This window comes from Achromobacter spanius, from assembly GCF_002966795.1.
GTDB lineage: Bacteria > Pseudomonadota > Gammaproteobacteria > Burkholderiales > Burkholderiaceae_B > Achromobacter > Achromobacter spanius_D.
Genome location: NZ_CP023270.1, coordinates 3,267,949 through 3,292,261, shown reverse-complemented (window position 1 = coordinate 3,292,261; position 24,313 = coordinate 3,267,949). Strand labels below are relative to the sequence as shown.

At 66.7% G+C, this 24,313-nt stretch carries 23 protein-coding genes; 6 read left to right on the top strand and 17 right to left on the bottom strand.

The genetic code is table 11. The features are described from left to right. Window positions 1-22: 22 nt before the first annotated feature. The 6 genes from CLM73_RS14720 to CLM73_RS14695 all read left to right on the top strand — a co-directional run bounded on the left by CLM73_RS14720 (window position 23) and on the right by CLM73_RS14695 (window position 7,030). Entirely contained in the window at window positions 23-1,189 is a 1,167-nt protein-coding gene (locus CLM73_RS14720) for an acyl-CoA dehydrogenase family protein (protein ID WP_105239055.1), read from the top strand. Window positions 1,190-1,237: 48 nt separating this feature from the next. Continuing rightward, window positions 1,238-2,434 carry a CaiB/BaiF CoA transferase family protein gene (locus CLM73_RS14715; RefSeq protein ID WP_105239054.1) on the top strand — a complete coding sequence of 399 codons (1,197 nt, stop codon included), beginning with the start codon at window positions 1,238-1,240 and terminating at the stop codon, window positions 2,432-2,434. A gap of 135 nt (window positions 2,435-2,569) precedes the next feature. Beyond that, window positions 2,570-3,445 (top strand): HpcH/HpaI aldolase/citrate lyase family protein, encoded by an 876-nt coding sequence (locus tag CLM73_RS14710; protein ID WP_105239053.1) that lies wholly within the window; start codon window positions 2,570-2,572, stop codon window positions 3,443-3,445. A gap of 95 nt (window positions 3,446-3,540) precedes the next feature. Continuing rightward, complete coding sequence (locus CLM73_RS14705; RefSeq protein WP_105239052.1) at window positions 3,541-4,518, top strand: Bug family tripartite tricarboxylate transporter substrate binding protein; 978 nt, start codon at window positions 3,541-3,543, stop codon at window positions 4,516-4,518. Window positions 4,519-4,769: 251 nt separating this feature from the next. Next, window positions 4,770-5,933: a DUF1624 domain-containing protein gene (locus CLM73_RS14700; protein ID WP_105239051.1), complete on the top strand. Its 1,164-nt coding sequence runs from the start codon at window positions 4,770-4,772 to the stop codon at window positions 5,931-5,933. Window positions 5,934-5,941: 8 nt separating this feature from the next. Continuing rightward, on the top strand, window positions 5,942-7,030 hold the full coding sequence (locus CLM73_RS14695; RefSeq protein ID WP_105239050.1) for a porin: 1,089 nt from the start codon (window positions 5,942-5,944) through the stop codon (window positions 7,028-7,030). A gap of 7 nt (window positions 7,031-7,037) precedes the next feature. On the opposite strand, the gene CLM73_RS14690 is transcribed toward CLM73_RS14695, so the two are convergent. The 17 genes from CLM73_RS14690 to CLM73_RS14610 form a co-directional block, all read right to left on the bottom strand. Continuing rightward, the gene (locus CLM73_RS14690) at window positions 7,038-8,018 is read right to left on the bottom strand and encodes an ABC transporter substrate-binding protein (RefSeq protein WP_105241535.1); all 981 of its coding nucleotides are present in this window, start codon (window positions 8,016-8,018) and stop codon (window positions 7,038-7,040) included. Between the two features lie 26 nt (window positions 8,019-8,044). Continuing rightward, the gene (locus CLM73_RS14685; RefSeq protein ID WP_105239049.1) at window positions 8,045-8,890 is read right to left on the bottom strand and encodes an ABC transporter permease; all 846 of its coding nucleotides are present in this window, start codon (window positions 8,888-8,890) and stop codon (window positions 8,045-8,047) included. Then, window positions 8,887-9,684 carry an ABC transporter ATP-binding protein gene (locus CLM73_RS14680; protein WP_105241534.1) on the bottom strand — a complete coding sequence of 266 codons (798 nt, stop codon included), beginning with the start codon at window positions 9,682-9,684 and terminating at the stop codon, window positions 8,887-8,889. The genes CLM73_RS14685 and CLM73_RS14680 overlap by 4 nt, the downstream gene beginning before the upstream one ends. A 22-nt stretch (window positions 9,685-9,706) precedes the next feature. Beyond that, window positions 9,707-10,264 carry a carboxymuconolactone decarboxylase family protein gene (locus CLM73_RS14675; RefSeq protein WP_105239048.1) on the bottom strand — a complete coding sequence of 186 codons (558 nt, stop codon included), beginning with the start codon at window positions 10,262-10,264 and terminating at the stop codon, window positions 9,707-9,709. Between the two features lie 97 nt (window positions 10,265-10,361). Next, window positions 10,362-11,135, bottom strand: a complete 774-nt coding sequence (locus tag CLM73_RS14670; RefSeq protein WP_105239047.1) for an SDR family oxidoreductase — start codon at window positions 11,133-11,135, stop codon at window positions 10,362-10,364. Continuing rightward, window positions 11,132-12,673, bottom strand: coding sequence for a class I adenylate-forming enzyme family protein (locus tag CLM73_RS14665; RefSeq protein ID WP_105239046.1), 1,542 nt, complete (start codon window positions 12,671-12,673; stop codon window positions 11,132-11,134). The genes CLM73_RS14670 and CLM73_RS14665 overlap by 4 nt, the downstream gene beginning before the upstream one ends. A 26-nt stretch (window positions 12,674-12,699) precedes the next feature. Continuing rightward, window positions 12,700-13,587 (bottom strand): ABC transporter permease, encoded by an 888-nt coding sequence (locus CLM73_RS14660; RefSeq protein ID WP_105239045.1) that lies wholly within the window; start codon window positions 13,585-13,587, stop codon window positions 12,700-12,702. Window position 13,588: 1 nt separating this feature from the next. Further along, window positions 13,589-14,560 (bottom strand): ABC transporter permease, encoded by a 972-nt coding sequence (locus tag CLM73_RS14655; RefSeq protein ID WP_105239044.1) that lies wholly within the window; start codon window positions 14,558-14,560, stop codon window positions 13,589-13,591. 7 nt (window positions 14,561-14,567) lie between these two features. Then, window positions 14,568-16,214, bottom strand: coding sequence for an ABC transporter substrate-binding protein (locus CLM73_RS14650; RefSeq protein ID WP_105239043.1), 1,647 nt, complete (start codon window positions 16,212-16,214; stop codon window positions 14,568-14,570). A gap of 29 nt (window positions 16,215-16,243) precedes the next feature. After that, window positions 16,244-16,666 (bottom strand): PaaI family thioesterase, encoded by a 423-nt coding sequence (locus CLM73_RS14645; RefSeq protein WP_105239042.1) that lies wholly within the window; start codon window positions 16,664-16,666, stop codon window positions 16,244-16,246. After that, on the bottom strand, window positions 16,663-17,676 hold the full coding sequence (locus CLM73_RS14640; RefSeq protein WP_105239041.1) for a quinone oxidoreductase family protein: 1,014 nt from the start codon (window positions 17,674-17,676) through the stop codon (window positions 16,663-16,665). The genes CLM73_RS14645 and CLM73_RS14640 overlap by 4 nt, the downstream gene beginning before the upstream one ends. Before the next feature lie 35 nt (window positions 17,677-17,711). After that, a complete protein-coding gene (locus CLM73_RS14635) occupies window positions 17,712-18,821 on the bottom strand; it encodes a M14 family metallopeptidase (RefSeq protein WP_105239040.1) in 1,110 nt (369 codons plus the stop codon). Window position 18,822: 1 nt separating this feature from the next. Continuing rightward, entirely contained in the window at window positions 18,823-19,692 is an 870-nt protein-coding gene (locus CLM73_RS14630) for a VOC family protein (protein WP_105239039.1), read from the bottom strand. Window positions 19,693-19,959: 267 nt separating this feature from the next. Then, a complete protein-coding gene (locus CLM73_RS14625) occupies window positions 19,960-20,700 on the bottom strand; it encodes an amino acid ABC transporter ATP-binding protein (protein ID WP_056318048.1) in 741 nt (246 codons plus the stop codon). Between the two features lie 18 nt (window positions 20,701-20,718). Continuing rightward, window positions 20,719-21,819 carry an amino acid ABC transporter permease gene (locus CLM73_RS14620; RefSeq protein WP_105239038.1) on the bottom strand — a complete coding sequence of 367 codons (1,101 nt, stop codon included), beginning with the start codon at window positions 21,817-21,819 and terminating at the stop codon, window positions 20,719-20,721. A 1-nt stretch (window position 21,820) separates the two neighbouring features. After that, window positions 21,821-23,011: an amino acid ABC transporter permease gene (locus tag CLM73_RS14615; RefSeq protein WP_105239037.1), complete on the bottom strand. Its 1,191-nt coding sequence runs from the start codon at window positions 23,009-23,011 to the stop codon at window positions 21,821-21,823. 3 nt (window positions 23,012-23,014) lie between these two features. Then, entirely contained in the window at window positions 23,015-24,223 is a 1,209-nt protein-coding gene (locus tag CLM73_RS14610) for an aminotransferase class I/II-fold pyridoxal phosphate-dependent enzyme (RefSeq protein WP_105239036.1), read from the bottom strand. Window positions 24,224-24,313: the final 90 nt, after the last annotated feature.

Here is a 24,313-nt window from a genome sequence, read left to right as displayed (position 1 = left end):
TCCATTTTCTGAGAGCTAGCCCATGGATTTCTCGCTGACTGACGATCAGGCGGCCATCCGCCACGCGGTGCAGGACCTGTGCGCGGGGTTTGACGACGATTACTGGACCCGCAAGGACAAGGAGGGCGGCTTTCCCGAGGATTTCTATGGCGCGATGGCGGGCGCCGGGTGGCTGGGCGTGGCGATGCCGACCGAATACGGCGGCGCGGGCCTGGGCATCCTGGAAGCGGCGCTGATGATGGAGGCGGTGGCCGCATCCGGCGCAGGGCTTTCGGGCGCGTCGGCCATCCATATGAATGTGTTCGGCCTGCACCCGGTGGTGGTGCATGGCAGCGATGCGCAGCGCGCGCGCTGGCTGCCGCCCATCATCAGCGGCGAGCAGAAGGCGTGCTTCGGCGTTACTGAGCCCAATACGGGCCTGAACACGCTCAAGCTGCGCACGCTGGCCGTGCGCCAGGGCGACCGCTACGTCGTCAATGGCCAGAAGATCTGGATTTCCACGGCGCAGGTGGCCAGCAAGATTCTGCTGCTGGCGCGCACTACGCCGCTGGATCAGGTCACGGAACCGACGCAGGGCCTGAGCCTCTTCTATACCGATCTGGACCGCACGCGCATCAGCGTGCGCGAGATCGAAAAGCTGGGGCGCAAGGCCGTGGATTCGAACGAGCTCTTCATCGATGGGCTGGAAGTGCCGGTCGAAGACCGCATCGGCGAGGAAGGCAAGGGGTTCTCGTACATCCTGCATGGCCTGAATCCCGAGCGGGTTCTGCTGGCGGCCGAGGCCACGGGGCTGGGCCGTGCAGGCTTGAGACGGGCGGCAGCCTATGCAGGCGAGCGCGTGGTGTTCGACCGGCCCATCGGCCAGAACCAGGGCGTGCAGCATCCGCTGGCCGAGCGCTGGGTGGAGCTGGAAGCGGCCGAGCTGCTGTACCGCCGCGCCGCGTGGATGTACGACCAGGGGCTGCCCTGCGGCGCCGAGGCCAACGCGGCAAAGTTCTTCTGCGCCGAGGCGGGCTTCCGGGCGTGCGAGACCGCGGTGCTGACGCATGGCGGCATGGGCTACGCAAAGGAGTACCACGTGGAACGGTACTTCCGCGAAGCCATGCTGCCGCGCATCGCGCCCGTGTCGCCGCAACTGATCCTCTGCTATATCGCCGAGAAAGTGCTGGGGCTGCCGAAGTCGTACTGATCCGCGTGCCAGGGCGCTGCAATCACACACATACGGGAGACGGACGCGATGGATGCGTTGCAAGGTTTGCGGGTGGTGGATTTTTCCAAGGTGCTGGCCGGGCCGTTGTGCACGCAGTACCTGGGCGACATGGGCGCGGAAGTCATCAAGGTGGAACCGCTCAAGGGCGACGACACGCGGCGCTGGCCGCCGTTTCGGCAGGACGACGGCACCGTGTTCCTGAGCGTGAATCGCAACAAGCGCAGCATCGCGCTGGACCTGAAATCGCCGGAAGGCCGCGAGGCCGCCCAGCGGCTGATCGCCACCGCCGACATCGTGGTCGAGAGTTTCGGGCCCGGCGTTGCCAGCCGCCTGGGCATCGATTACGCCAGCGCGGTGGCGCTGCGGCCTGACGTGGTCTATTGCAGCATTTCGGGCTTTGGCAGCAAGGGACCTTTGCGGCGCGGCAAGGGTTACGACGTCATCCTGCAGGCGTTCTGCGGCATGATGTCGATCACCGGCGAAGAGGACGGGCCCGCGATCCGCAGTCCGATTTCGCCCATCGACCAGGCCACGGGCATGCACGCGGCTACCGGCATCCTGGCCGCCGTGGTCCGGCGGCTGCGCACCGGCAAGGGCTGCCAGGTCGAGGCGTCGCTGTTCGACACGTCCGTGGGCTTCATGGGTTACGTCATGCAGAGCTACTGGGAGCGCGGCACCGAGCCTCGGCGGTGGGGCTCCGCGCACGAATCCTTGTGCCCGTATCAGGTGTTCGACGCCAGTGACCGCCCCTTGCTGCTGGGCGTCGCAAACGACTCTCTGTGGCGCACCTTCTGCAGCGAGGTCGGCCGGCCCGACCTGGCAGAGGACCCGCGTTACGCCACGAACGCGGACCGCGTGCGCAACCGGCCCGAGGTGCTGGCATTGGTGGCGCAGGTCATGCGCGAAGACACGCGGGACGGATGGATCGCGCGGCTGGCGCAGGCCGGCATTCCCTGCGCGCCCATCCAGGCGGTGGGCGAAGTGCTGGCGCACGAACACATGGCCGCCAGCGAAATGATCTACCGCTTTGCGGATTCGGCGCACGGCGAACTGAACGTGGTATCGCAGCCGCTGCGCTTTGACGGCGAACGGCCCAAGCCCACGTCGCCGCCGCCCACGGTCGGCCAGCATACGCGGCAGGTCCTGGCGGAACTCGGTTACGACGAGGCGGCGATACAGCGCCATCTGGCAATGCGGGCGCCGGCGGTCTCGGCGGCGGCATGACACTGCCGCTCGCCACCGGCCTGCGGGTGGAGCAGCTGTTTCTGCGTCTGCTGCAGGACTCGGAAGATGTCACGGAAGGCAGGCGTTCGCCGAGCGGCGCGCGCCCCGATTTCAAGGACGGAGAGGAGCAGGGATATGGCGTTGAGATCGTTGTTGTTCGTTCCCGGGGACAGCGAGCGCAAGCTGGCCAAGGCACCAGCCAGCGGCGCGGACGCGCTGATCCTGGATCTGGAGGACGCGGTGGACGCTGCGCGGCTGCCGGTCGCGCGCGGCATGGTGCGCGAATACCTGGCGGCGCGTCCCGCGTCTGGGCCCGAGCTTTGGGTGCGCATCAACCCGCTGGATTCGGGACTGGCGCTGGATGACCTGGCGGAAGTGGTCCGCGGGCGCCCGGACGCAATCCTGCTGCCCAAAGGGCAGGGGGCGCCGGACATTGTCGTGCTGGACCACTATCTGTCGGCGCTGGAAGTGCGCGAGGGCCTGCCGGCTGGCGGCATCGGCATCATGCCCGTCGCCACCGAAACGGCCGGTGCGATGTTCAACCTGGGCGGATACGCCGGATGCAGCCCGCGGCTGCGCGGCCTGACGTGGGGCGCGGAGGACCTGGCCGCCGTGCTGGGCGCGGCCAGCAACCGGCGCGAGGATGGCGAATACGACCTGACTTATGAACTGGCGCGCTCGTTGTGCCTGCTCGGCGCCACCGCGGCCGGCGTGCCCGCCATCGACACGATCTGGGGCAACTTCCGCGACGCAGAAGGCCTCCAAAGGGATGCGGCGCGGGCGCGGCGCGCAGGTTTCACCGGCAAGATCGCCATTCACCCCGATCAGGTGGCGCCCATCAACCAGGCGTTCACGCCCGACCCGGCCGACGTGGCGCGCGCACGGCGCATCGTGCAGGCCTTCGAGGATGCGCCGGGCGTGGGCACCTTGCAGCTCGACGGCGAAATGCTGGATCGCCCGCATCTCAAGCAGGCCCTTCGCATCCTCGCCAGCGCACCGGCAGGCGGCTGAACGGCGCGATAAACCGCAGGATCCGCGGCGGTTCCGCCGCAGCCATTTAATGCGACCGCCCGGCACAGGCGCGGCGCGCCACCAAGGAGACTGACATGTTGCGTGATGTGTTCAAGCCGCTCTGCGCGGCGGCGTTGCTTGCGTGCGGCCTGACAGGGCGTGCCGCGCAGGCGGCGGATTATCCGAATCAGCCGGTGAAGCTGGTCACGGCATTCGGCGCGGGCAGCGCCAGCGACATCGTCGCGCGGCTGATCGCCGAGCGCCTGCAGGCCGCGCTGGGACAGCCCGTGATCGTCGAAAACCGGCCTGGCGCATCGGGCCAGGTGGCCACGGACCTGGTCGCGCGCGCCCAGCCGGACGGCTACACGATCATGCTGGCCACCAACACCACGCATTCGTCCAATCCGCATCTGTACAAGAGCCTGCGCTACAACCCCGTCAAGGACTTCACGCCGCTGGTGCAGGTGTGCAATTTTCCGTTTGTGCTGGCCGTCAGCGCCAAGTTGCCGATCAGCAGCGTGGACGATCTGTTGCGCTACGGCAAGGCCAATCCGGGCAGCCTGAATTACGCGTATGGCAACAGCACCGGCCAGATCTCGGCCGCGTCGTTCGACAAGCTGACCGGCCTGGGGGCGACGGCCGTGCCCTACAAGAGCACGCCGCAGGCAATGACGGACATCATCGGCGGGCGCGCCACGTTCATGTTCGTGGACCTGGCGTCGGCGGCCGCGCACATCCAGGCCGGCACGCTCAAGGCCCTGGCTGTGTCTACGGAAAAGCGCAGCACGCTTGCGCCCAATCTGCCCAGCGTGTCCGAAGCGCTGGGGCAACCGGGCTTCGACCTTGCCGCGTGGGTGGGCATCTTTGGCCCGGCGAAACTCCCGGCGCCCATTGCGCAGCGGCTGGGCGATGAACTCTACAAGATCGTCTCGGCGCCGGACTTCAAGCAGAAGCTGACGCAGATGGGCGCGGAACCCACGCCGGCGCAGGCGTCGGCATTTGGACCGTTTGTCGTGCAGCAGGAGAAGGTGTGGGGCGACAAGGTCAGGCAGGCGGGCATTCAGGCTGAGTAACGAGCGTCCGCAAGGGGAGCCAGCGGGCAGGGCGGGCGGCAACGCAGCGACCCGCCGCAACCAGGGCCGTCGATTGCGACGGCCCTTTGCATTCGGAACTCAGCGGATCGCCCCGGAGAAGATCGATCCGACTGAATATGGCCCCATAATTGTCTTGGATTAGTAATGTTATTACATTACTATTCTGGCTTTTTCGCGCGGCGCGCCGCCCGGCGTACCAACGGCATTTCTAGCATCTCCCGCATTCCTCCATGGCTTCTCTGATTTCCCCTCCCGCCGCCACCCGGCTGCGCTCCATCGACGCGCTGCGCGGCCTGGTCATCGTCATCATGCTGCTCGACCATGTGCGCGAAACCTTCTTCCTGCATCATCAGGTCGGCGACCCGATGGACGTGTCCGCCACGCCGCCGGACCTGTTCTTCTCGCGCCTGCTCGCGCATCTGTGCGCGCCGGTGTTCATCTTTCTGACGGGCCTGTCGGCCTGGCTGTACGGCGCGAAGGCCGGCGACCGCGGCGCGACGGCTGCGTTTCTGGCCAAGCGGGGCGCATTCCTGATCGCGCTCGAAGTCATCGTCGTGAACTTTGCGTGGACGTTCCAGTTTCCGCCTTCCGTCGTGTATCTGCAGGTGATCTGGGTGATCGGCCTGTCCATGCTGTCGCTGGCGGCCTTGCTGTGGTTGCCGCGCTGGGCGCTGGTCGTCGTGGGCGTGGTGCTGGTCGCTGGCCACAATGCACTGGATGCCGTGCACTTTGCCGCGGGCCACGCGATGCACGTGCCTTGGGCAGTGCTGCATGATCGCGGCTGGATCGAGGTGAGCGACACGCTGCGCCTGCGCACGTCGTACCCGTTGCTGCCGTGGATCGGCGTGATTGCGCTGGGTTATGCGGCCGGACCGTGGTTCCAGCCGGGTTCGGACGCGGCCGTGCGTCAACGCCGTCTGTGGACGGCCGGGCTGGCGGCGGTGGCGGGCTTTGTGGTCCTGCGCGCGCTCAATGGCTACGGGCAGTCGCAGAAGTGGGCCGTGCAGGATGACGCGCTGCACACCGTCATGAGCTTTGTGAACATCACCAAATATCCGCCGTCGCTGATGTTCCTGCTGCTGACATTGGGGTTGGGACTGTGCCTGCTGGTGCTGATCGAACGCGCGCAGTCGGCCGGTTGGGTCCGCGCGCTGTGCGTGTTTGGCGCCGCGCCCATGTTCTTCTATCTGCTGCACCTGTATGTGCTGAAGGCGCTGTACCTGGGCGGCGAAACCATCTGGGGCCTGAACCAGGGCAAGTACTTCGGCGTCGATGGCATGGCGTCGGTGTGGCTGATTTCGATCCTGCTGGCCGTGGCGCTGTTCTGGCCCGTGCGCTGGTTCGGACGCCTGAAGGCCGCGCGCCGCGATATCGCCTGGCTCAAGTACCTGTGAGGCAGGCGATGGCAGCACGCAAGTTTGCCGCGGGCGTCGCGGCATTGATGGCGCCATGGGCGGCCGACGCGCAGCAGAACACGGTAACGCTGTATGGCGTCGTCGATCTGAGCATCGCGGGCTTTTCCACGCAGGAGCGCGGCACGGCCATCAACATGCAGTCGGGCGTGCAGTCCGGCTCGCGCTGGGGGCTGCGCGGCAGCGAAGACCTGGGCAACGGCCTGCGCGCGAACTTCCAGCTGGAAAGCGGCTTTCTGGCCACCAACGGCAACTCGGCGCAAGGCAGACGCCTGTTCGGACGCGCGGCGTGGGTGGGCGTGTCGGGCGGTTTCGGCGACCTTCGGCTGGGGCGGCAGACCTCGGTGTCGTCCGCCACGCTGGCGGACTACGATGCGTTCCTGGCGTCGTACCTGATCACGGGCGCGCAGACCGCGCTGCTGCCGTATAACGCCAATCGCGCCGACAACACGGTGTCGTACTGGACTCCATCCGTGGGCGGCCTGCGCGCGGGTGTGGACGCCAGCCTGGACTATGACGGGGGCGGCGGCTTTCGGACCGCGTCCACCAACAAGCTGTACAGCGCCGCAGTGGTGTTCGACCAGCCGGGCTATTCGATCGCCGCGACCTACGAGGGCGCGAGCTGGGCGGACGGAACGCTGCAATCGGCCGCCATGGCGAACGCCGGGGCCGACCGCCGGCCGTACGCGTACACGCTTGCGGGCCGCGCGACGGTGGACGCGTTCACGCTCTACGCCGGCTGGTCGGTGATGCGCAACGGCTCCACCATCCCTGCGGTGCCGTCACCCGGGCAGCGCGTGTACTTTCCAGGCAGCACGGTGCACGGCGTGATGGCGGGCGCCGCCTGGCGCACGGGCGCGAGCACCGTGATGGCGTCGTGGCAGGGCAGCCTGCCGGGAGGCGGTGCGCTCGAGCGCGATGGCGCCACGCATTCCCAGCAGATCTATTCGGCAGGCTACGTGTACGACCTGTCCAAGCGCACCAATGTGTATGCCATCTACGGCTACATGCGGGGCGCCTGGGACGATCCGTCCTGGCATCAGTCCCAGTACGCGGTGGGCATGCGCCACCGCTTCTGACGGTGCGTCAGTATGCCTTCCCGGCAATCGAATCGGCGTAGCCAAGGTCCAGCCATTTGCCATCCGCGGGGATGCGGTCCAGATTGCCCAGATCGATCTGGGTCTGGAGCGCGTCCTTCAAGGCTTGCTCGGGCACGGCCACGGAATCGGCGAACACGCCGTCGTCGATCAGGCGCTGCACCGACGCGCGCACGACGGCGGGGTCCAGATTGGGAAAGAGCTTCAGGCCGCTGGCCACGGCGGCGGCGGGGTCCTTGCGGATCGTCTTGAGCGCGCGGTCGATGCCGGACACGAACTTCTGCGAGACCTGGGGCGAAATGTCCTGGCGCGTGGAGATGGCAGAGAACGTGTAAGGACCGATCTCGCGCGAGAACGCGGAAACCACCTTGAAGCCCTGAGCCTGCGCCTGCGAGGCGCCCGGTTCGTAGAGCACCGCGCAGTCGGCCTGACCGGAACTGAGCGGGCCGATCTCGTTGCCCAGCGGCACTTCCAGCAGGTTCACGTCGCGCTTGGGGTCCAGGCCGGCGTTCTTGACCAGCTTGATGAACGCGGACGAGCTGGTGGTCGGCATGGCGCCGGTGGCGATGGTGGCGCCTTTCAGGCTCTTGAAGCCATCAAACGCGAAGGCCGGCTTGCAGGTCAGCCACACGCCCAGGCGGTTCAGCGTGCCGCCCACTACTTTGACCGGCGCGCCGCGGCCGAAGGAGATCGCGGTCCATTCGGGGCCGTGCAGCGAAAAGTCGGCGCTTCGGGAAATGACGGCGGCCAGCGCGTTGGTCGAAGACGACGCAACGTCGATGCGCACGTCCAGCCCTTCGTCCTTGAAGTAGCCGTGTTCCTCGGCGAAATACACCGGCAGGTAGAACACGGACTTGAACGCGGCGGAGACCACGGCTTTGTCGTTGGCCTTGTCGGCGGCCATGGTCGAGACGGACAGCAGGGAAGCAGCCGCGACGGCGGCGATGTGCAGGGAGGATCGGATTTTCATGGATTTGCAGCGGCGCAATGCGCGCTTCACAGTTTGAATTGAGTGGCGTAGGTCTGGTCTTTCCAGCGCAGCAAGCGCTTTTCGGCGATGTCCACGCCCGCATACAGGACAAAGCCCAGCAGCATCAGCGAGAAGATGCCGACCCAGACCGTATTGAGGTCATAGAGCGACGAGGCGACGAAGATGATGTGGCCCAGGCCGTACTTGGATGAGATGAACTCGCCCACGACCGTGCCCACCAGCGCAAAGCCGATGTTGATGCGGAACGTGGCGATGATGGCGGGCGTGGCCGACGGCACGACGACCTTCGAAAAGATCTGGCGTTTGGTGGCGCCCAGCGATACGAGCATCTTCTGGATGTCCGGGTCCGCGTCCTTGGCAGCCTGAAAGGCGGCCAGCAGCGCGACGATGGACGTCAGCGAGATCGACAGCGCCACCTTGGAAATCAGGCCCGTGCCGAACCACAGGATCACCAGCGGCGCGAACGCGATCTTGGGCACGCTGTTGATGGCGACCAGAAAGGGTTCGACGACTTTGGCGCCATAGGGCGAATACCACAGCGCCAGGCCCGGAATGGTGCCCACCACGGTGCCGACGACGAACCCTGCGGCCGACGCCCACAGCGTGTAGTTGGCGTGCTCCCAGAGTTCGCCGGACACGATCAGCTTCCACCCCGCCTGCACCACGCCGGCCGGGGATCCGAACAAAAAGCCCGACACAGCGCCGGTTCGCACGGCGGCTTCCCATGCACCGAACAGCACGGCAAGAATGAGAAGCTGCGTCGCCAGGACGGGAACGCGAAAGCCCGGACGCGGGCGCGCGGGCGCGGGCGCAGTGACGCCCTGGGCAAGAGATGCGGAGGTCTGGGTCATGCGTGGGTGCCGTCCTTGCGGGCGGTCTGTATGTCGAGTTCCTGGCACAGCAGGTCGAAATAGCCGGGAAAGCGGCTGTCGTGGCGCGCATGCAGCGGCGAGCGCGTGCCCAGCTCGATGCGGTGCTCGCTTTTCAGGCGGCCGGGGCGGGCGCTCAGGACGAAGATGCGCTCGGACAGCGCGATGGCTTCGTCGATGTCGTGCGTCACCAGCACCACGGTCTTGCCTTGCTTGCTGACGGTCTCGGCCAGCATGGATTCCAGGAACAGGCGGGTCTGGTAGTCCAGCGCCGAAAAGGGCTCGTCCAGCAACAGCACGTCGGGGTCGGGCAACAGCGTGCGGGCCAGGGCCACGCGCTGGCGCATGCCGCCGGACAGTGCCTTCGGATAGCTGTCCTGAAAGGGCAGCAGGCCGAAGGTGTCCAGGTATTCGCGTGCGCGTTCCACGGATTCGGCCTTGGGCGCGCCGCGGATTTCCAGACCGACCAGGACGTTGTCCAGCACGGTGCGCCACGGCATCAGCAGGTCGCGCTGCAGCATGTAGCCGACGCGCCCGCGCAGGTTGGGCAGCGGGCGGCCGTCCAGTGCGATGGCGCCGGCGTCGTGCTCCAGGAGGCCGGTCAGGATGTTGAACAGCGTGGACTTGCCGCAGCCGGACGGGCCGATGATGCTGACGAACTCGCCGCTGGCGGCGTTCAGGCTGATGTCGTCCAGAACCTGCACCGGGCCGGTGTCGGTGTGGAAGCGTTTGGAGAGATTGCGGATCTCAAGTTTCAGGGGCGGGGTAGGGCTCATGGCGAAACGACTGCACGCCGCCTCAAGCCGCGCCATGCTCCAGTTCCAGCGCCACCACGTCTTCGTGCGGGACTTCCAGCGCCTCGTTGAAGCGCTTGAAGAAGCTGCACAGCGCGATGCGGATGGTCAGCTCGACGATCTGTTCTTCGCTGAAGAACGATTGCAGCTTCGCGTAGAAGGCATCGCTGACCTGCGCCGGTGTCAGCGTGACCAGCACCGCGTAGTCGCGCACCACGAGGTCTTTCTCGTCCAGGCCCGGCACCTGCGGTTCCAGCAGGCGGTCGATGGCTTCTTGCGAGATGCCATGGGCGGCGAGCTTGGGCGTATGCAGCGTGACGCAGTAATGGCAGGCGTGCGCCTTGGATGCTGTGAGCAGCGCGATTTCCAGGTGCCGCGGCGAAATCAGCCCGTCCTCGCGCGACTGCACCAGGTACGAGAAGAAATGCTTCAAGGCCGGCGGGCGGGGCGCGAAGGCGCTCAGCATGTTCGCGTACGGGCCGTAATCCTGCAGAAGCTGATTGAAGAGTTGGGCGGTCGCGGGATCCAGCTTGGCGGGATCCAAAGGAGTAAGGCGTGACAAGGCAATTCCAGCGTTGGGAGAAGAACGCTGGAATCCTAAGAGACATGCGGCCGTGTGAAAAATACCGATATCACATATGTATATGGGTATGCCGGCGCTATAGCCGCTGTCCTCCCGTCGCATCAATGCGCTGTCCCGTGACCCAGCGCCCCTCGTTGGACGCCAGGAATGCCACGATGTCCGCGATGTCGTCGGGCTGGCCCACGCGGCCCAGTGCGATGCTCTGCGCGATGACGCGGCTCAGTTCCGGGTCGCGGGCGCGCTGGTTCAGATCGGTGGCGGTGGCGCCGGGCAGCACGGCATTCACGGTGATGCCGCGCGCGCCCAGTTCGCTGGCGAGCAGCAGCGTCAGCGCTTCAAGACCCGCCTTGGCCGGCGCGTAGACGCTCATTTCGGGATAGGCGGCGCGCGTGCCCATCGACGAGATATTGATGATGCGGCCGCCATCGCGCAGGATCGGCAGGCAGTGCTGGATCAGGAAGAACGGCGTCTTCAGATTCACTTGCAGCACACGGTCGAAGTCCGGCGGCGTCACCTCGGGCAGCCGGGCGCGCAGGCCCACGCCGGCGTTGTTGACCAGAATGTCCAGGCCCTCGGCGCCGGTACGCTCGCGCAAGCTGGCGCGCGCATCCTGCGCCAGCCGCGCCGCCGCCTCCGGGTCCGCCAGGTCGGCTTGCAGCGTCCAGGCCTGGCCGCCGGCCGCCTGGATCTGGCCCACGACTTCATCGGCGGCGTCGCCCTGCACGTTGTAGTGCACGGCGACGAGCGCGCCGCGGCGGCCCAGCGCCAGCGCGATGGCGCGACCGATGCCGCGGCTGCCGCCGGTGACGAGGGCGGTCTTACCCGCCAGGGAATCGGGTGTGGCGCTCATGCGGCCTCCTTTTCGGATTGTGTCCATGCCTGCCGCGCTTCCAGCGCGCGCGCCTCGTGCAGCAGGGCGTTGCGATCGACCTTGTTGGTGCCGGCCCAGGGCAGGTCGTCCAGAAAGCGGATGCGGCGCGGATGCTGGTACGCCGGACCGTTGGCCAGGGCGTGCTGCTTGAGCGTGTCGGCGTCCAGCGTGCTGCCGGCGCGCCGCACGACAAAGGCGACCGGGATGTGGCCGCGCTCTTCGTCGGCCAGCGGCACCACGCAGCTCTGGCGCACGTCGGGGTGCGATTCCAGCAGCTTCTCGACTTCAACGGGATAGATGTTCTCGCCGGCGCAGACGAACATGTCGTCGGCGCGGCCCACGAAGTAATGGAATCCGTCGGGGTCGCGGCGCATCACGTCGCCGCTGTAGTACCAGCCGTCGCTCAGCACCTGCGCGCTCTTTTCCGGCAGGTTGTGATAGCCGCCCAGCACGGCGGGGTTCTTCATTTCAAGCACGCCTTCGTCCGGGTTGGCGCCGCCCGTCAACCGGACCTGCGCCGCGTCCAGCGGATAGCCGACGGACAGCGGCGGCGTGGGCAAGCCGTCGGGATGCGGCCCGAACACGGCGGGACCGGCCTCCGTCGTGCCATAGCCGTGAGTGATGCGCACGTGCGGCAGCGCGCGCTGGATGCGGTCGAACAGGGCCGTCGTCATCGGCGCGGAGCCCAGCATCACGCGCTCCAGCGCTGACAGATCGTGGTCCTGCAGCAAGGCGGGGTCCTTGACCAGCCGCGCAAACATCGTGGGCACGGCGGTCAGGATGGTGATGCGGTAGCGCGCGAGCGCATCCGCGTAGGCCTGTACCTCGAACCCTGGCTGGATCACCAACAGGCTGTTGCTGGCAAACGCGCGCTTGGCCATGAAAAGGCCGTTCATGTGGAACAGCGGCTGCGCAAGCAGGTAGCGCGCTTGAGGCGCGTCCGGATTTGCGGGGCCGGACGTGGCGGTCAGCGCCCACAGTTGGCCGGCATGCGTCAGCGGGACGCCCTTGGGTTTGCCCGTGGACCCCGACGTGTACAGCATCTGCGCGATGTCCTCGGGCGCGGGCGTGACGCTGGTGAACGCGGTGGGGGCGATCTGCGCGGCAAAGCCCTGCGGGCCGGCGTCGTCAAAATCCAGCACCGGCACAGTGGCTTCGAAACCAGCGCGGCGCGGGCCATCCACGAATGCGAGCGCGATATCCGCATCGCGCAGCACGTAGTCGATGTTCTCCTGCGACTGCTTGATGTTGATCGGCACGGCCACGTATCCGGCGCGCATGATGCCGAAGTACGCCAGCAGGTACTCGGCACGGTTCAGCGCCGCGATGGCGATGCGTGAGCCGGGCGGCAGTCCGCGGGCGGCCAGCCATGCGGCCACGCCACCGGCCAGGCCGTCGGCCTCGCCGTGCGTCAGTTGCCACGGCGCATCGGGCAGGCGCAGGTCGACGAGCGCGGGCAGGTCGGCCGGCAGGCGCGGATCGGCAAGGTCGCCAAGGTTTTGGGGGGAATGCGTCATAAGAAAGACTTCCAGAAGTTGGCGGCTCAACGCTTTTGCAGCTTGGGGTTGAGCGCGTCGTTCAGGCCGTCGCCGACCAGGTTCAGCGACAGCACGGTAAGCATGATGGCCACGCCGGGCACGGCGCAGATGTACCAGGACGAGCGGATCAGGCTGCGGCCTTCGCCGACCAGACGGCCCCAGCTGGCGATGTTGGGATCGCCCAGTCCCAGGAAGGACACCACCGACTCGTACAGGATGGCCCCGGCCACGACCAGCGACGACATCACGATGACCGGCGGCAGCGCATTGGGCAGGACTTCGGCGGCGGCGATGCGCCACGGGCTCATGCCGACGGCGCGGCAGGCCTGCACGAACTCGCGTTCTTTAAAGGACAGGAATTCGGCGCGGGTCAGGCGGGCAATCGGGGGCCAGGAAACCAGGCCCACGGCCAACGTGATGTTTTCGATTCGCGGGCCCAGCACCGACACGACCGTCAGCACGAAGACCACGTTGGGGATGATCTGGAACAGCTCGGTCAGGCGCATCAGCCCCTCATCCACCCAGCCGCCTGCCCAGGCGGCAGCCGCGCCGACGGTGACGCCGATCAGCGTGGCGGTGGCGGCGGCCACCAGGCCGATCAGCAACGTGGCGCGCGCGCCGTGGGCGATGAGCGCGGCGATGTCGCGGCCCATGGAGTCCGTGCCCAGCGGATAACGCCAGGATTCGAACGGCCAGATCTCGGGTGCGCCGACGATACGCAGCGGGTTGACGGGGTAAAGCCAGTCGGCGCTGGCGGCCACCAGCGCGACCAGCAGCAGGACCAGCGCGCCGGCCACGGCGCCGCGGTTGCGGGCAAAGCGCACGGCGAAGGCATCCGGGCGGCGGGCAGCGGGCGCCCCGGCGGGAACGGTTGCAGCGGAAGTAGCGGACATGTCAGGCGGCCTTGATGCGCGGGTCCAGCCGCGTGTAGGCAAGATCCACGAAGATGTTGGCGATGATGACCACGACGGAGCTGAGCACCAGGATGCCCAGCACGACGGGATAGTTGCGGCTCATGACGCTGTCGAACAGCACGGCGCCGATGCCGGGCCAACTGAACACGGACTCGATCACGATGCTGCCGCCCAGCACGGCGCCCAGTTGCAGGCCCAGCAGGGTGACGATGGGCAGCACCGCGTTTCGCAGCACGTGGCGCAGAACCACGGCGACGCGCGTCAGGCCCTTGGCATAGGCCGTGCGCACGTAGTCCATGCGGCTGACTTCCAGCATCGAGGCGCGCATCACGCGGGCATAGGCGGCCGAATAAAACAGCCCCAGCGCCACGGCGGGCAGCGCCAGATGGTGCAGGATGTCCAATGCCTGGCGCCACAGCCCGCCGTCCAGCCCGATGGTGACCATGCCGCCCACCGGAAACCAGCCCAGCTTCACCGAGAACAAGATGATGAGCATGATGCCCAGCCAGAAGCTTGGCGCGGCAAAGCACAGCACGGCGAAGGCGGACACGGCGCTGTCCCACCACGTGTTGACCTTGACGGCTGACACGATGCCGGCCGCCACGCCCACCAGCACGGCGATGGCGATGCTGGCCAGCATCAGCACCAGCGTGGCAGGCAGGTGCGCCAGGATCACGTCCAGCACCGGCAGGTTGTGCCGGTAGGAGTAACCCAGGTCCAGCTGCGCGACCGACCCGATGTACTTGAGCAGCTGCACCGCCGGTGGCTGGTCCAGCCCGTAGGTCACGCGCAGGCGCTCGATCAGGGCCGGGTCGGTGACCTGCTGCTCGGCCGTCATGACGTCCAGGAAGGTCCCCGGCACGGACTGGATCAGGGCAAAGTTCAGGATCACCACGCCCAGCAGCAGCGGGATGGCCTGAAGCAGCCGGCGCGAGATCAGGCGGATCGCCATGGCGGTCTCAGGCCTGCAGCCAGACGTCGGCCAGGGTTTCGCCCTGGACGTTGGCGCCGGTCGTGAAGTTGCGCACGTTCTTGCCGGCCAGCGTGAACGACTGGATTTCCACCAGCGGCACGATCGGCACGTCGGTGGACGCCAGGCGGGCGAACTGCGCGGCCAGCTTGCGGCGGGCCTCAGGATCGGTTTCGACGGCGAGCTTGCCGACGATGCCATCCATCTCCGGGCTGGAATAGCCCGTGGCGTTGCGGAAAGCGGCGCCTTTGACGATGCCGTCCGTCGTGAAGAACTGCGTCACGGTGGGCACCAGCTCCAGCGGCGACGTGAAGTTGGACACCGCGATGTCGTAGTCGTATTCGCCATAGATGCGCTTGAGCGCGGTGGCACGGTCCACGGAATCCAGCTTCACGGCGATGCCCACGTCTTCCAGCGCCTGCTTCAGGTATTGGCCGAGCTTGGCGTTTTCCTCGAACCAGGCCGCGGCCAGCAGGTTGACGGTGAAGCGCTTGCCGTCCTTGACCGGCAAGCCGGCGGCGTCCAGCAGGGCGGCCGCCTTCTTGGGATCAAACGCATAGCGCGGGACGTCTTCGGTGAAGAACAGCGGATTGCTGCTGAAGATCGGCGCAATCGCGGGCTTGCCGCGACCGTAGTAGATGGTGTCGACGATGAACTGGCGGTCGATGGCGTGCAGGATGGCTTGGCGGACCTCGCGGCGGTTGACGATGTCGCGCCGTTGGTTGAACTCGGCGGTGACCGTCCAGGCCGTGTTCTGGTAGCCGCGCGTGTCCACGACAACCTTGCCGGTCTTGACCAGCCGGTCGATGTCGCGCGCAGGCACCGGGTTGGAATAGGCCAGGCCCAGTTCCCCGGTTTCCAGCGCCGCTCCGCGCGAGGCCGGGTCCGCCCACCAGCGGATCACCAGCTTGTCCAGGTTCGGCTGCGTGGCGTTCCAGTATTTGTCGTTGCGCAGGTATTCGACATGGCTGCCGCGCACCCATTTGCCGTACTTCCACGGACCCGTGCCGACCGGCGTGTTGTTCAGCGGATTGGTGATGAGGTCCTTGCCGTCGTACAGGTGCTTGGGCACCAGCAACTGGTACTGGCCGGACAGCGTGGACTTCAGGAAGAACTCGGGCACCGGGGCGTTGAAGGTCAGCACGACCGTGTGCGGGTCGGGCGCGGTGGCTTCCGTGAGCGACTTGAGCGCGATGCCGGCGGAAATGGGCTTCCAGTGCTGCAGCACGTTGTAGACCACGTCGGCCGACGTGAAGGGCGTGCCGTCGTGCCAGGTGACGTTTTCACGCAGCTTGATCGTGTAGCTGCGAAAGTCCGCGGCTGGCGTGACGGACAGGGCCAGCGCGGGCTGGAACTTCAGGTCGGCGTCCAGTTTGAGCAGGCGCTCCAGGATCTTGGTGGAGGTCTGAAACGGGCTGGAACCGCCGCCGCCGGGCACAAACAGGGCTTGCGGTTCCAGGCCGCCCCACGTGGCGACGAGCGTGCCGCCGCGGCGTGCGGGGCCCGTATCGGAGCCGGGACGGTCGGTGGCCGCGAGCAGCGTGCGGGGCGCGACGCCCAGGCCGGCCGCAGCCAGGCCACCGGCCGCGGAACGGGTCAGAAAGGCGCGCCGTCCGGCGCGGGTTGCTTGTGTCATGACGGAAATCCTTGTCTCGATGGCGCAGCTCAGCCCTGGCTGAGCGTGGCGTACGTGGCGCGGCCGATGGCCACCAGCGCGCCCTGGTCGTTGTAGAGGTCGACGTCGGCCACGCCCACGCTGCGGCCGTTGCGGCGCACGCGCGCCACGGCGGTCAGCGAGGTATTGATGGCAGGGCGCAGATAGTCGACGCGGAAGTTGATGGTGGGCAGGCCCCGTCCCAGCAGCATGCCGACGGCAAAGTCGCCCACGGTGTCGATCACGGCGGCCAGCGGACCGCCATGCCATTGGCCGCTCTGCGCGCCGCGTTCGAACTCCGGACGGAAGGGCGCCACCACGGTCAGTTCACCTTGTTCGTGGTTGACGTCGCGCACCGACAGGTCCAGCCACGCAATGAAGGGCGACCCGTCGAACTTGGCCTGGATATCCGCGGCATTGAGCTGCGCGCTCATGACGCCACCAGCACTTTGCCGACGATCTTGCGATCTTCCAGCGAGGCCAGCGCCTCGGCGCCTTGTTCCAGTGGCCACACACGGTCCACTTCGACGCGCAGGCGGCCGTCGCGCACCAGCGTCAGCAACTCGTGCAGGTCTTCGCGGTCCCAGCCGTTGGAGCCGCGGATCTGCAGCTCGAAGGTCCAGATGTAGCGCAGGTCTTCCTTGGGATCGAAGCCGGCCGTCGCGCCGCAGGTCAAGAGGCGTCCGCCCAGGCGCAGGCAGCGCAGGGACTTGACCCACGTGTCGCCGCCCGTGAAGTTCACGACCACGTCCACGCCGCCCGGCTTGCCGCCGCGCCGGCGCGAGGGCTTGCCGAAGCGTTCCTGCACGGCTTTCAGGAAGTCTTCCTCGGTGTACAGGATGATGTGGTCGGCGCCCAGCGCGCGCAGGGAATCGCCTTTTTCAGGGGTGCCGGCGCAGGCGATGACCTCGGCGCCCGCCAGTTTGGCGAGCTGTACCGCGCACACGCCCACGCCGCCGCTGGCGCCCAGGATCAGGACCTTTTCGCCGGCCTGCACCTGGCCGATGCGATTCATCATGCGCAGCGCGGTGCCGTAGGCCACAGGCAGCGCGGCGGCCTGCTCGAAGCTGACTTCGTCGGGCAGGCGCAGAAGCTGGTGCGCAGGCACGCGGCACAGCTCGGCCAGTCCGCCGTGGATGGTTTCGCCGACCAGGCCGCCGTCCACGCGGTCGATCGGGTCGACCAGCACGCGGTCGCCGGCCTTCCAGTCGCGCACGTTCTCGCCGGTCTTGACGATTTCGCCAGCCACGTCCAGGCCGATGATGACGGGGAAGGGCAGCTTGATGCCGGGCATGCCGCGGCGGGTGAAGACGTCGTGATAGTTCAGGGACGAGGCTTTGACGCGGATCACCACGTCATCGGGACCCGCCACGGGATCGGGAAAGTTCGTCTCCAGGCGCAGGTTCTCGCTGCCGCCGTGCTCACGCAAAACAATCGCTTTCATGAATGCCAGATAGAAGAGGATTTAGAGGAAGGAAGTCACCAGCCCGCGACGCCGTCGATGGCCTGGCGCGTGATGTGCAGGCCATGCGCCACGACGCTGCGCCGCCACACGCTGGATACGGGAACGAAGGCATCGACCAGGTCCGCACGCAATTGCGCGTCGCGCGCGGCATCGGGGGACTGCGGCGCCTTGAAGCGCAGCCATTGGTCCAGGCGCAGCGCGGGGCGCATCTGCAGACCGCGCGTGCCAAATTCGACAACCGCGCCGGCCAGCGGGCGATCAACCAGCGCCTGCTGTACGCCACGGAACACGAGGCCCTGATAGTCGGGTCGCGCCAAGCCGTGCGGGCGCTGGTCGCGCACGCGTTCAGAACCCCACCAGCGCGCGGCCTGCGTTTGCTCCGCGCTGTCTTCGTCGTTGAAGCACAGGAAAAAGGGCTCGCCGTACTCGCCGATGCCGGTGTGCCAGTCGATGAACGCGACGCGCTCGCTCGCCGCCAGGTGCTCGTCGACGATGCGGCGCAGCGTGCGGTTGGACCATTCGGGGCCTTGGCCACCGAAGACCAGTCCATCCGGATGCGTGTATTGGCCGCTGGCCGTCACGTTGAACAGCACATCCGCGCCGTGCGTGGTCTTGAACGTATCCAGCGCCTGCGCGGCGGCCTTGTGCGTGGCCTCGGTCCATCGGGCCGGGATCAGGTGCGGATGCAGCGTGGCGTAGTGCGGATTGGCAGGATAGGGCCGGGTGTGGTCGACGAAATTGCGGTTCAGGTCGACATTGTTTTCCGTGGTGCGGGTGCCGTGGGCATAGCCATACGGGTTCAGCGCATGCACCAGCACGACGTTCACATCATCGGGCAGGGCCCGCGCGCCGTCTGCGGCCAGCCATGCGCGCTGCACTGCGGATCCGGCCGCGCCTTCCAAACCATGGGTGCCGCTGATCGCCAGGTGCGTGCGCGGCGCATCGCGGCGGCCCAGGACGGCCACGTCCACGCTCAGCGCGTCGCCCTGTGGGTCTTTCAGCGTGGGATGTTCATAGCGGAACAGCGCGGCCCCGCGTGCGGCCGCGTCGTCGACGAAGGCCTGCCGCGCGGACGAATAGTCGTTGGCAAAGCAATCCCAGTAATCGGGCAGCGGCTGGCTCATCTCACGCCTCCTGAACGAAGACCTGCAACGCGCCGCCCGCGTCGTCCGGCGACACCACGAGCTCGCCGCGCGTATTCGTGCGGTACTTCACCTGGTTGGCGTCGAACAGCGCGCGGGTCTGGTCCAGATCCCGAACGCCGATGACCGAGCCGGCAAACCATCCGCCCTGCGATGCGGCGGGCAGGCCCGTGGGCACGCGGACCTGCGGGTAGCGCTGCTCAAAGGCGGCGGGCGTGAAGAAATCGATGCGCAGGCTGCCGCGCCGCACCTGCAGACCATCGTCGGGCAGTTCGCTGGTGGCGATGGGGCCGAACACGCGCTCGTAACCTTCGCGCAGCGAACGGGGCTGGGGATGCACGACGATCAAGGATTCGATGCGGCGCGCGCCGTTGGCATGCTCCTGCCATTCCGGGCGGTAGACGAGATGGCGGGTCAGGTGGCCGCACGTGAAGAAGTCGGGCACGCCAAGCAGGCCTGCCGGAAACTGGGTGTTGTTCCAGGCCGCGTCCTCGCTGCCTTCGGGCAGGTGCACCGGGCGGCCGCCGCTGATGGGCGGCTCGGCGTCGATGCCCAGCTTTGCCAGTTCCGCATGCACCGCCGTGCTGTCGGTGGTCTGCAAGGCGGTGGCCACCGGGCCTTCGTACGCGTCGTCAAACCCGCCGAAGCGCGACTGCGCCTTGAGGTCTTCGGGGAAGGTCAGCAGCTCAAGGTAATTCGCGTCCAGGATGATCGTCTGGTTACGCGTGCCGCGATGGTGCCTGCCTTGCGGCGCCAGGCTGAAGCCCAGCTTGACGTAACGGTCGGTCGCCGCCTGCAGGTCGTTGACCCGGATGATGTAGTGGTCCAGACCGGTGACTGAAGGAAGGGACATCGGTGTTCCTGTATGCGCTTTGAGAAAGACGCAGTCTGGCCGATGCGATGGCGCGCTAGAACGATTGAATTCTCATGTTGATATCTGATTTCTGATTCGGCGGCCCGGGGTCGCAGTGGGGGGCAGCAGCATATTCAAATCACTAATACGCATTCCAGGGGGATACGGGCCGAGTGCGCCGCGTTCTGGTTCTTTCAACACCCCCAAACGAAAAAGCCGCCTTGCAAGAAGGCGGCTTGATGAACTGCTTGGCGATTTTCCGGCGTGTCAGTGCAGGATTTGGCTCAGGAACAGCTTGGTCCGTTCGCTCTGCGGATGATCAAAGAAATCATCCGGATTGTTTTCCTCGATGATCTCTCCACGGTCCATGAATATCACCCGGTTGGCGACCTTGCGCGCAAAGCCCATCTCGTGCGTCACGCAGATCATCGTCATGCCGCTTTCCTGCGCCAGCGTCACCATCACGTCCAGCACTTCCTTGACCATTTCCGGGTCCAGCGCCGACGTGGGCTCGTCAAACAGCATGACCTTGGGGTTCATGCACAGCGAACGCGCGATCGCCACGCGCTGCTGCTGCCCGCCGGACAGCTGGCCGGGGAACTTGGCGGCTTGGTCCGGAATGCGCACGCGCTCCAGGTACTTCATGGCCGTGGCTTCGGCCTGGGCGCGCGATTGCTTGAGCACCCACATCGGGCCCAGCGTCAGGTTTTCCAGCACCGTCAGGTGCGGGAACAGATTGAAGTGCTGGAACACCATGCCCACTTCGCGGCGGATGGTCTCGATGTGCTTCAAGTCGCTGGTCAGCTCGGTGCCGTCGACGATGATCTGGCCCTTCTGGTGTTCCTCCAGCCGGTTGATGCAGCGGATCATCGTGGATTTGCCCGAACCCGACGGGCCGCACACCACAATGCGCTCGCCCTGGGCGACGTTCAGATTGATGTTGCGCAGCACGTGGAACTGGCCGTACCACTTGTTCACGTCCTGCAGACGAATGATGGCATCGGACATGCCTGTTCTCCTTCGGGTTTACCGGGCGTGCCCGGTGGCCAGGCGCTGCTCGAGCGCGCGGCTGTATTTGGACATGGAATAGCAGAAGACGAAGTAGATGAGCGAGATGAAGAGATAAGCTTCCACCCCGAAACCTCGCCATGCCGCGTCGGACAGGGCCGCCTTGGCCGCCAGCGTCAGATCGAAGATGCCGATGATCACGACCAGCGACGTGTCCTTGAACAGGCTGATGAAGATGCCCACCAGCGGCGGAATCACGATCTTGAGCGCCTGCGGCAGGATGATCTTGCGCATCTGCTGCCAGTAGTTCAGGCCCAGCGAATCCGCGCCTTCGTACTGCCCCTTCGGGATGGCCTGCAGGCCGCCGCGCACCGTTTCCGCGATGTAGGCCGCGGCAAACATGATGATGGCGATCTGCGCGCGCAGCAGCTTGTCGATGGTGAAGCCTTCCGGCAGGAAGAGCGGCAGCATGACCGACGACATGAACAGCAGGCTGATGAGCGGCACGCCTCGGATCAGCTCGATGTACACGACGCACAGCGCCTTGATGGCGGGCATCTTCGAGCGGCGTCCCAACGCCAGCAGCACGCCGATCGGAAACGCGAAGGCAATGCCGAAGGTGGCCAGAATCAAGGTCAGCGGCAGGCCGCCCCAACGGGCGTTCTCGACGTAGGTCAGGCCCAACACGCCGCCCCACATCAGCACGGACACGGCCGCAAGACCCAGCGTCCAGATGACCGCCAGTTTGCCGTTCCAGAAGCGGCGCATGCCGCTGGCCACGATCACCGCGATCAGGATCCCGGTGGCGATCAGCGGACGCCATTGCTCGTCGAACGGATAGGTGCCAAAGAGGATGAGCCGATGCTTTTCAACGATGAACGCCCAGCAGGCGCCGCCGGCGGCGCGGCATTCCTGCGCGTTGGTGGCGTCGAAGCTGGCCTTGATGAAGGCCCACTCCACCAGCGCCGGCACGGCCATCAAGAGGCACCATGCCAGGAGCACGGTGATCAGGATGTTGAGCGGCGAGGAGAACAGGCGGGATCGCATCCATGCCCAGGCGCCGCTTTGCGCGCCGGGCGGCGCGACGTCCGCGGCCAGGGTTTGCGTAGTGCTGCTCATCTCAACGCTCCACCAGCGCGATGCGCTTGTTGTACCAGTTCATGAATATCGAGATCGACAGACTGACCGTGAGGTAGGCGCCCATGATGATGAGGATGCCCTCGATGGCCTGGCCCGTCTGGTTCAGGGTGGTGTTCACCACCGACACGATGTCCGGATAGCCAATGGCCACCGCCAGCGAGCTGTTCTTCAGCAGGTTCAGGTACTGGCTCGTCATCGGGGGGATGATGACGCGCAGCGCCTGCGGCAGGATCACCAGGCGCAGCACCAGACGGCGCGGCAGGCCCAGCGAACCGGCGGCTTCCCACTGGCCGTTGTTGACGGCCTGGATGCCAGAGCGCACGACTTCGGCGATGAAGGCCGAGGTGTAGACGGTCAAGCCCAGGAAGAGGGCGACGAACTCCGGCGACAGCGTCAGGCCGCCGACGAAGTTGAAACCCTTGAGCGCCGGCATGTCCAGCGTCAGCGATGCGCCGCTGGCGAGCCAGCCGATGACCGGGAATGCGACCAGCAGGCCGATGGCCGTGCGTCCCAGCTTGAACGGTTGCCCCGTTGCTTCCTGGCGTTTCGCGGCCCAATGCCCCACGGCGATGATCGCCACGATGGCCAGCCCCAGTCCGCACAGCACCCAGTCCAGCGACGCGCCTTCCAACCCTGGCACCTTGAGGCCGCGGTTGGAGATGAAGACGCCGGGAAGTGGGTTATGCGCTTGCCGCGGACCAGGCATGTTTTCGGTGATGAGCGCGTACCAGAAGAACAACTGCAACAGCAGCGGCACGTTGCGCATCACCTCGACGTACACGGAGGTGATCTTGTTGACCAGCCAGTTCTTGGACAGGCGTCCGACGCCGATGAAGACGCCCAGAATGGTGGCGGCAACAAGCGCCAGCAGGCCCACGCGCAGCGTGTTCAGGACGCCGACGAAGATGGCGCGGCCATAGGTGTCGGCGGGCGCGTAGGCGATGACGGATTCGCCGATGGCAAAACCCGCCTCGCGGTTGAGAAAGCCGAAACCCGTCGCGATGTTGCGCATCGACAAGTTGTGCAGCGTGTTGTGCACCAGGAACCAGACGGCGGCCCCGACGAGCGCCAGGGCCAGCGCCTGGTAGACCAGCGCCCGCGTGGCCGGATCGTTCCAGGAGACCCGGCGCGGCGGCCGCTGCACCGGGTGTTGAGCGGTGTGCTGCGCCACGGTTCAGCCCGCCATCAGGGCGCTGACCGCGACAGTCAGGCGGTCCATACCTTGCTCGATCACCTCGGTGGAGGTCGCGAACGAGAAGCGCACGTACGGCGACAGGCCATACGAACCGCCGTCGATCACGGCCACGCCCGCTTCGCGCAGGAAAAAGAGGCTCACGTCCAGGTCCGTCTTCAGCTCGCCGTCGGGACCCTTCTTGCCGATCAGACCCTGCACGTTGGCGTACACGTAGAACGCGCCGTCCGGCATGGCGCACGAAATGCCGGGGATGGCGTTCAGGCGGCTCACGATGAGGTCGCGGCGCTTCTTGAAGATCTCGACCATTTCCGTGACGCTGGATTGGTCGCCTTCCAGGGCTGCCTGCGCCGCCGCTTGCGAGATCGCGCTGGGGCACGAGGTGCTTTGCGACATCACGGTGCTCATGGCCTTGATCAGGTCGGCGGGGCCGGCGCCGTAGCCGACGCGCCAGCCGGTCATGGCGTACGACTTGGACATGCCGTTGACGATGAGCGTGCGCTCAACCAGCTTGGGCTCGACCTGAACGGGCGAGGCGTGGGCCTGGCCGCTGTAGGTGAAGGGCGCGTAGATCTCGTCGCTCAGGATCCACACATTGGGATGGCGCAGCAGCACGTCGGTCAGCGCGCGCAGCTCGGTGGCGCTGTAGACGGCGCCGCTGGGGTTGCTGGGCGAATTCAGGATCAGCCAGCGCGTGCGCGGCGTGATGGCGGCTTCCAGCGTGGCGGCGTCGAGCTTGAAGCCCTGCGACTCGGGGCCGGTGACGACGACCGGCTTGCCTTCGCCCAGCAGCACCATGTCCGGATAGGAAACCCAGTACGGCGCGCAGACGATGACTTCGTCACCTGGCTCCAGGCTGGCGGTCAGCGCGGCGGCGATGATCTGCTTGGCGCCCGCGCCAACGGTGATCTGGTCCATGCCGTATCGCACGCCCACGGTCTGTTCGAGGCTGTTGGCGATCGCTTTGCGCAGACCAACGGTGCCGTTCGGGCTGGTGTAGCGGATGTCGCCGCCTGCGATGGCGTCCTGGCCGGCACGCGCGATGTGCGCGGGCGTGGGCATGTCGGGCTCGCCCAGCGTGAAGTCGGCGATCTCGCGGCCCTGGCGGCGGAGTTCGTCCACGACGATCTTGGCGGCCATGCTGGGCGAGGGTTTGATCTGTTTGAGTCGGGCGTTGACGATGCTGTTCATGTTGTTGCTGCGTAAAGAGTGTTCTGGCGCGGGCGGGACCCGCAGGCCGGGGAAATGAAGCGCGGCTCCGCACAGGGCGGAGCCGCGTGA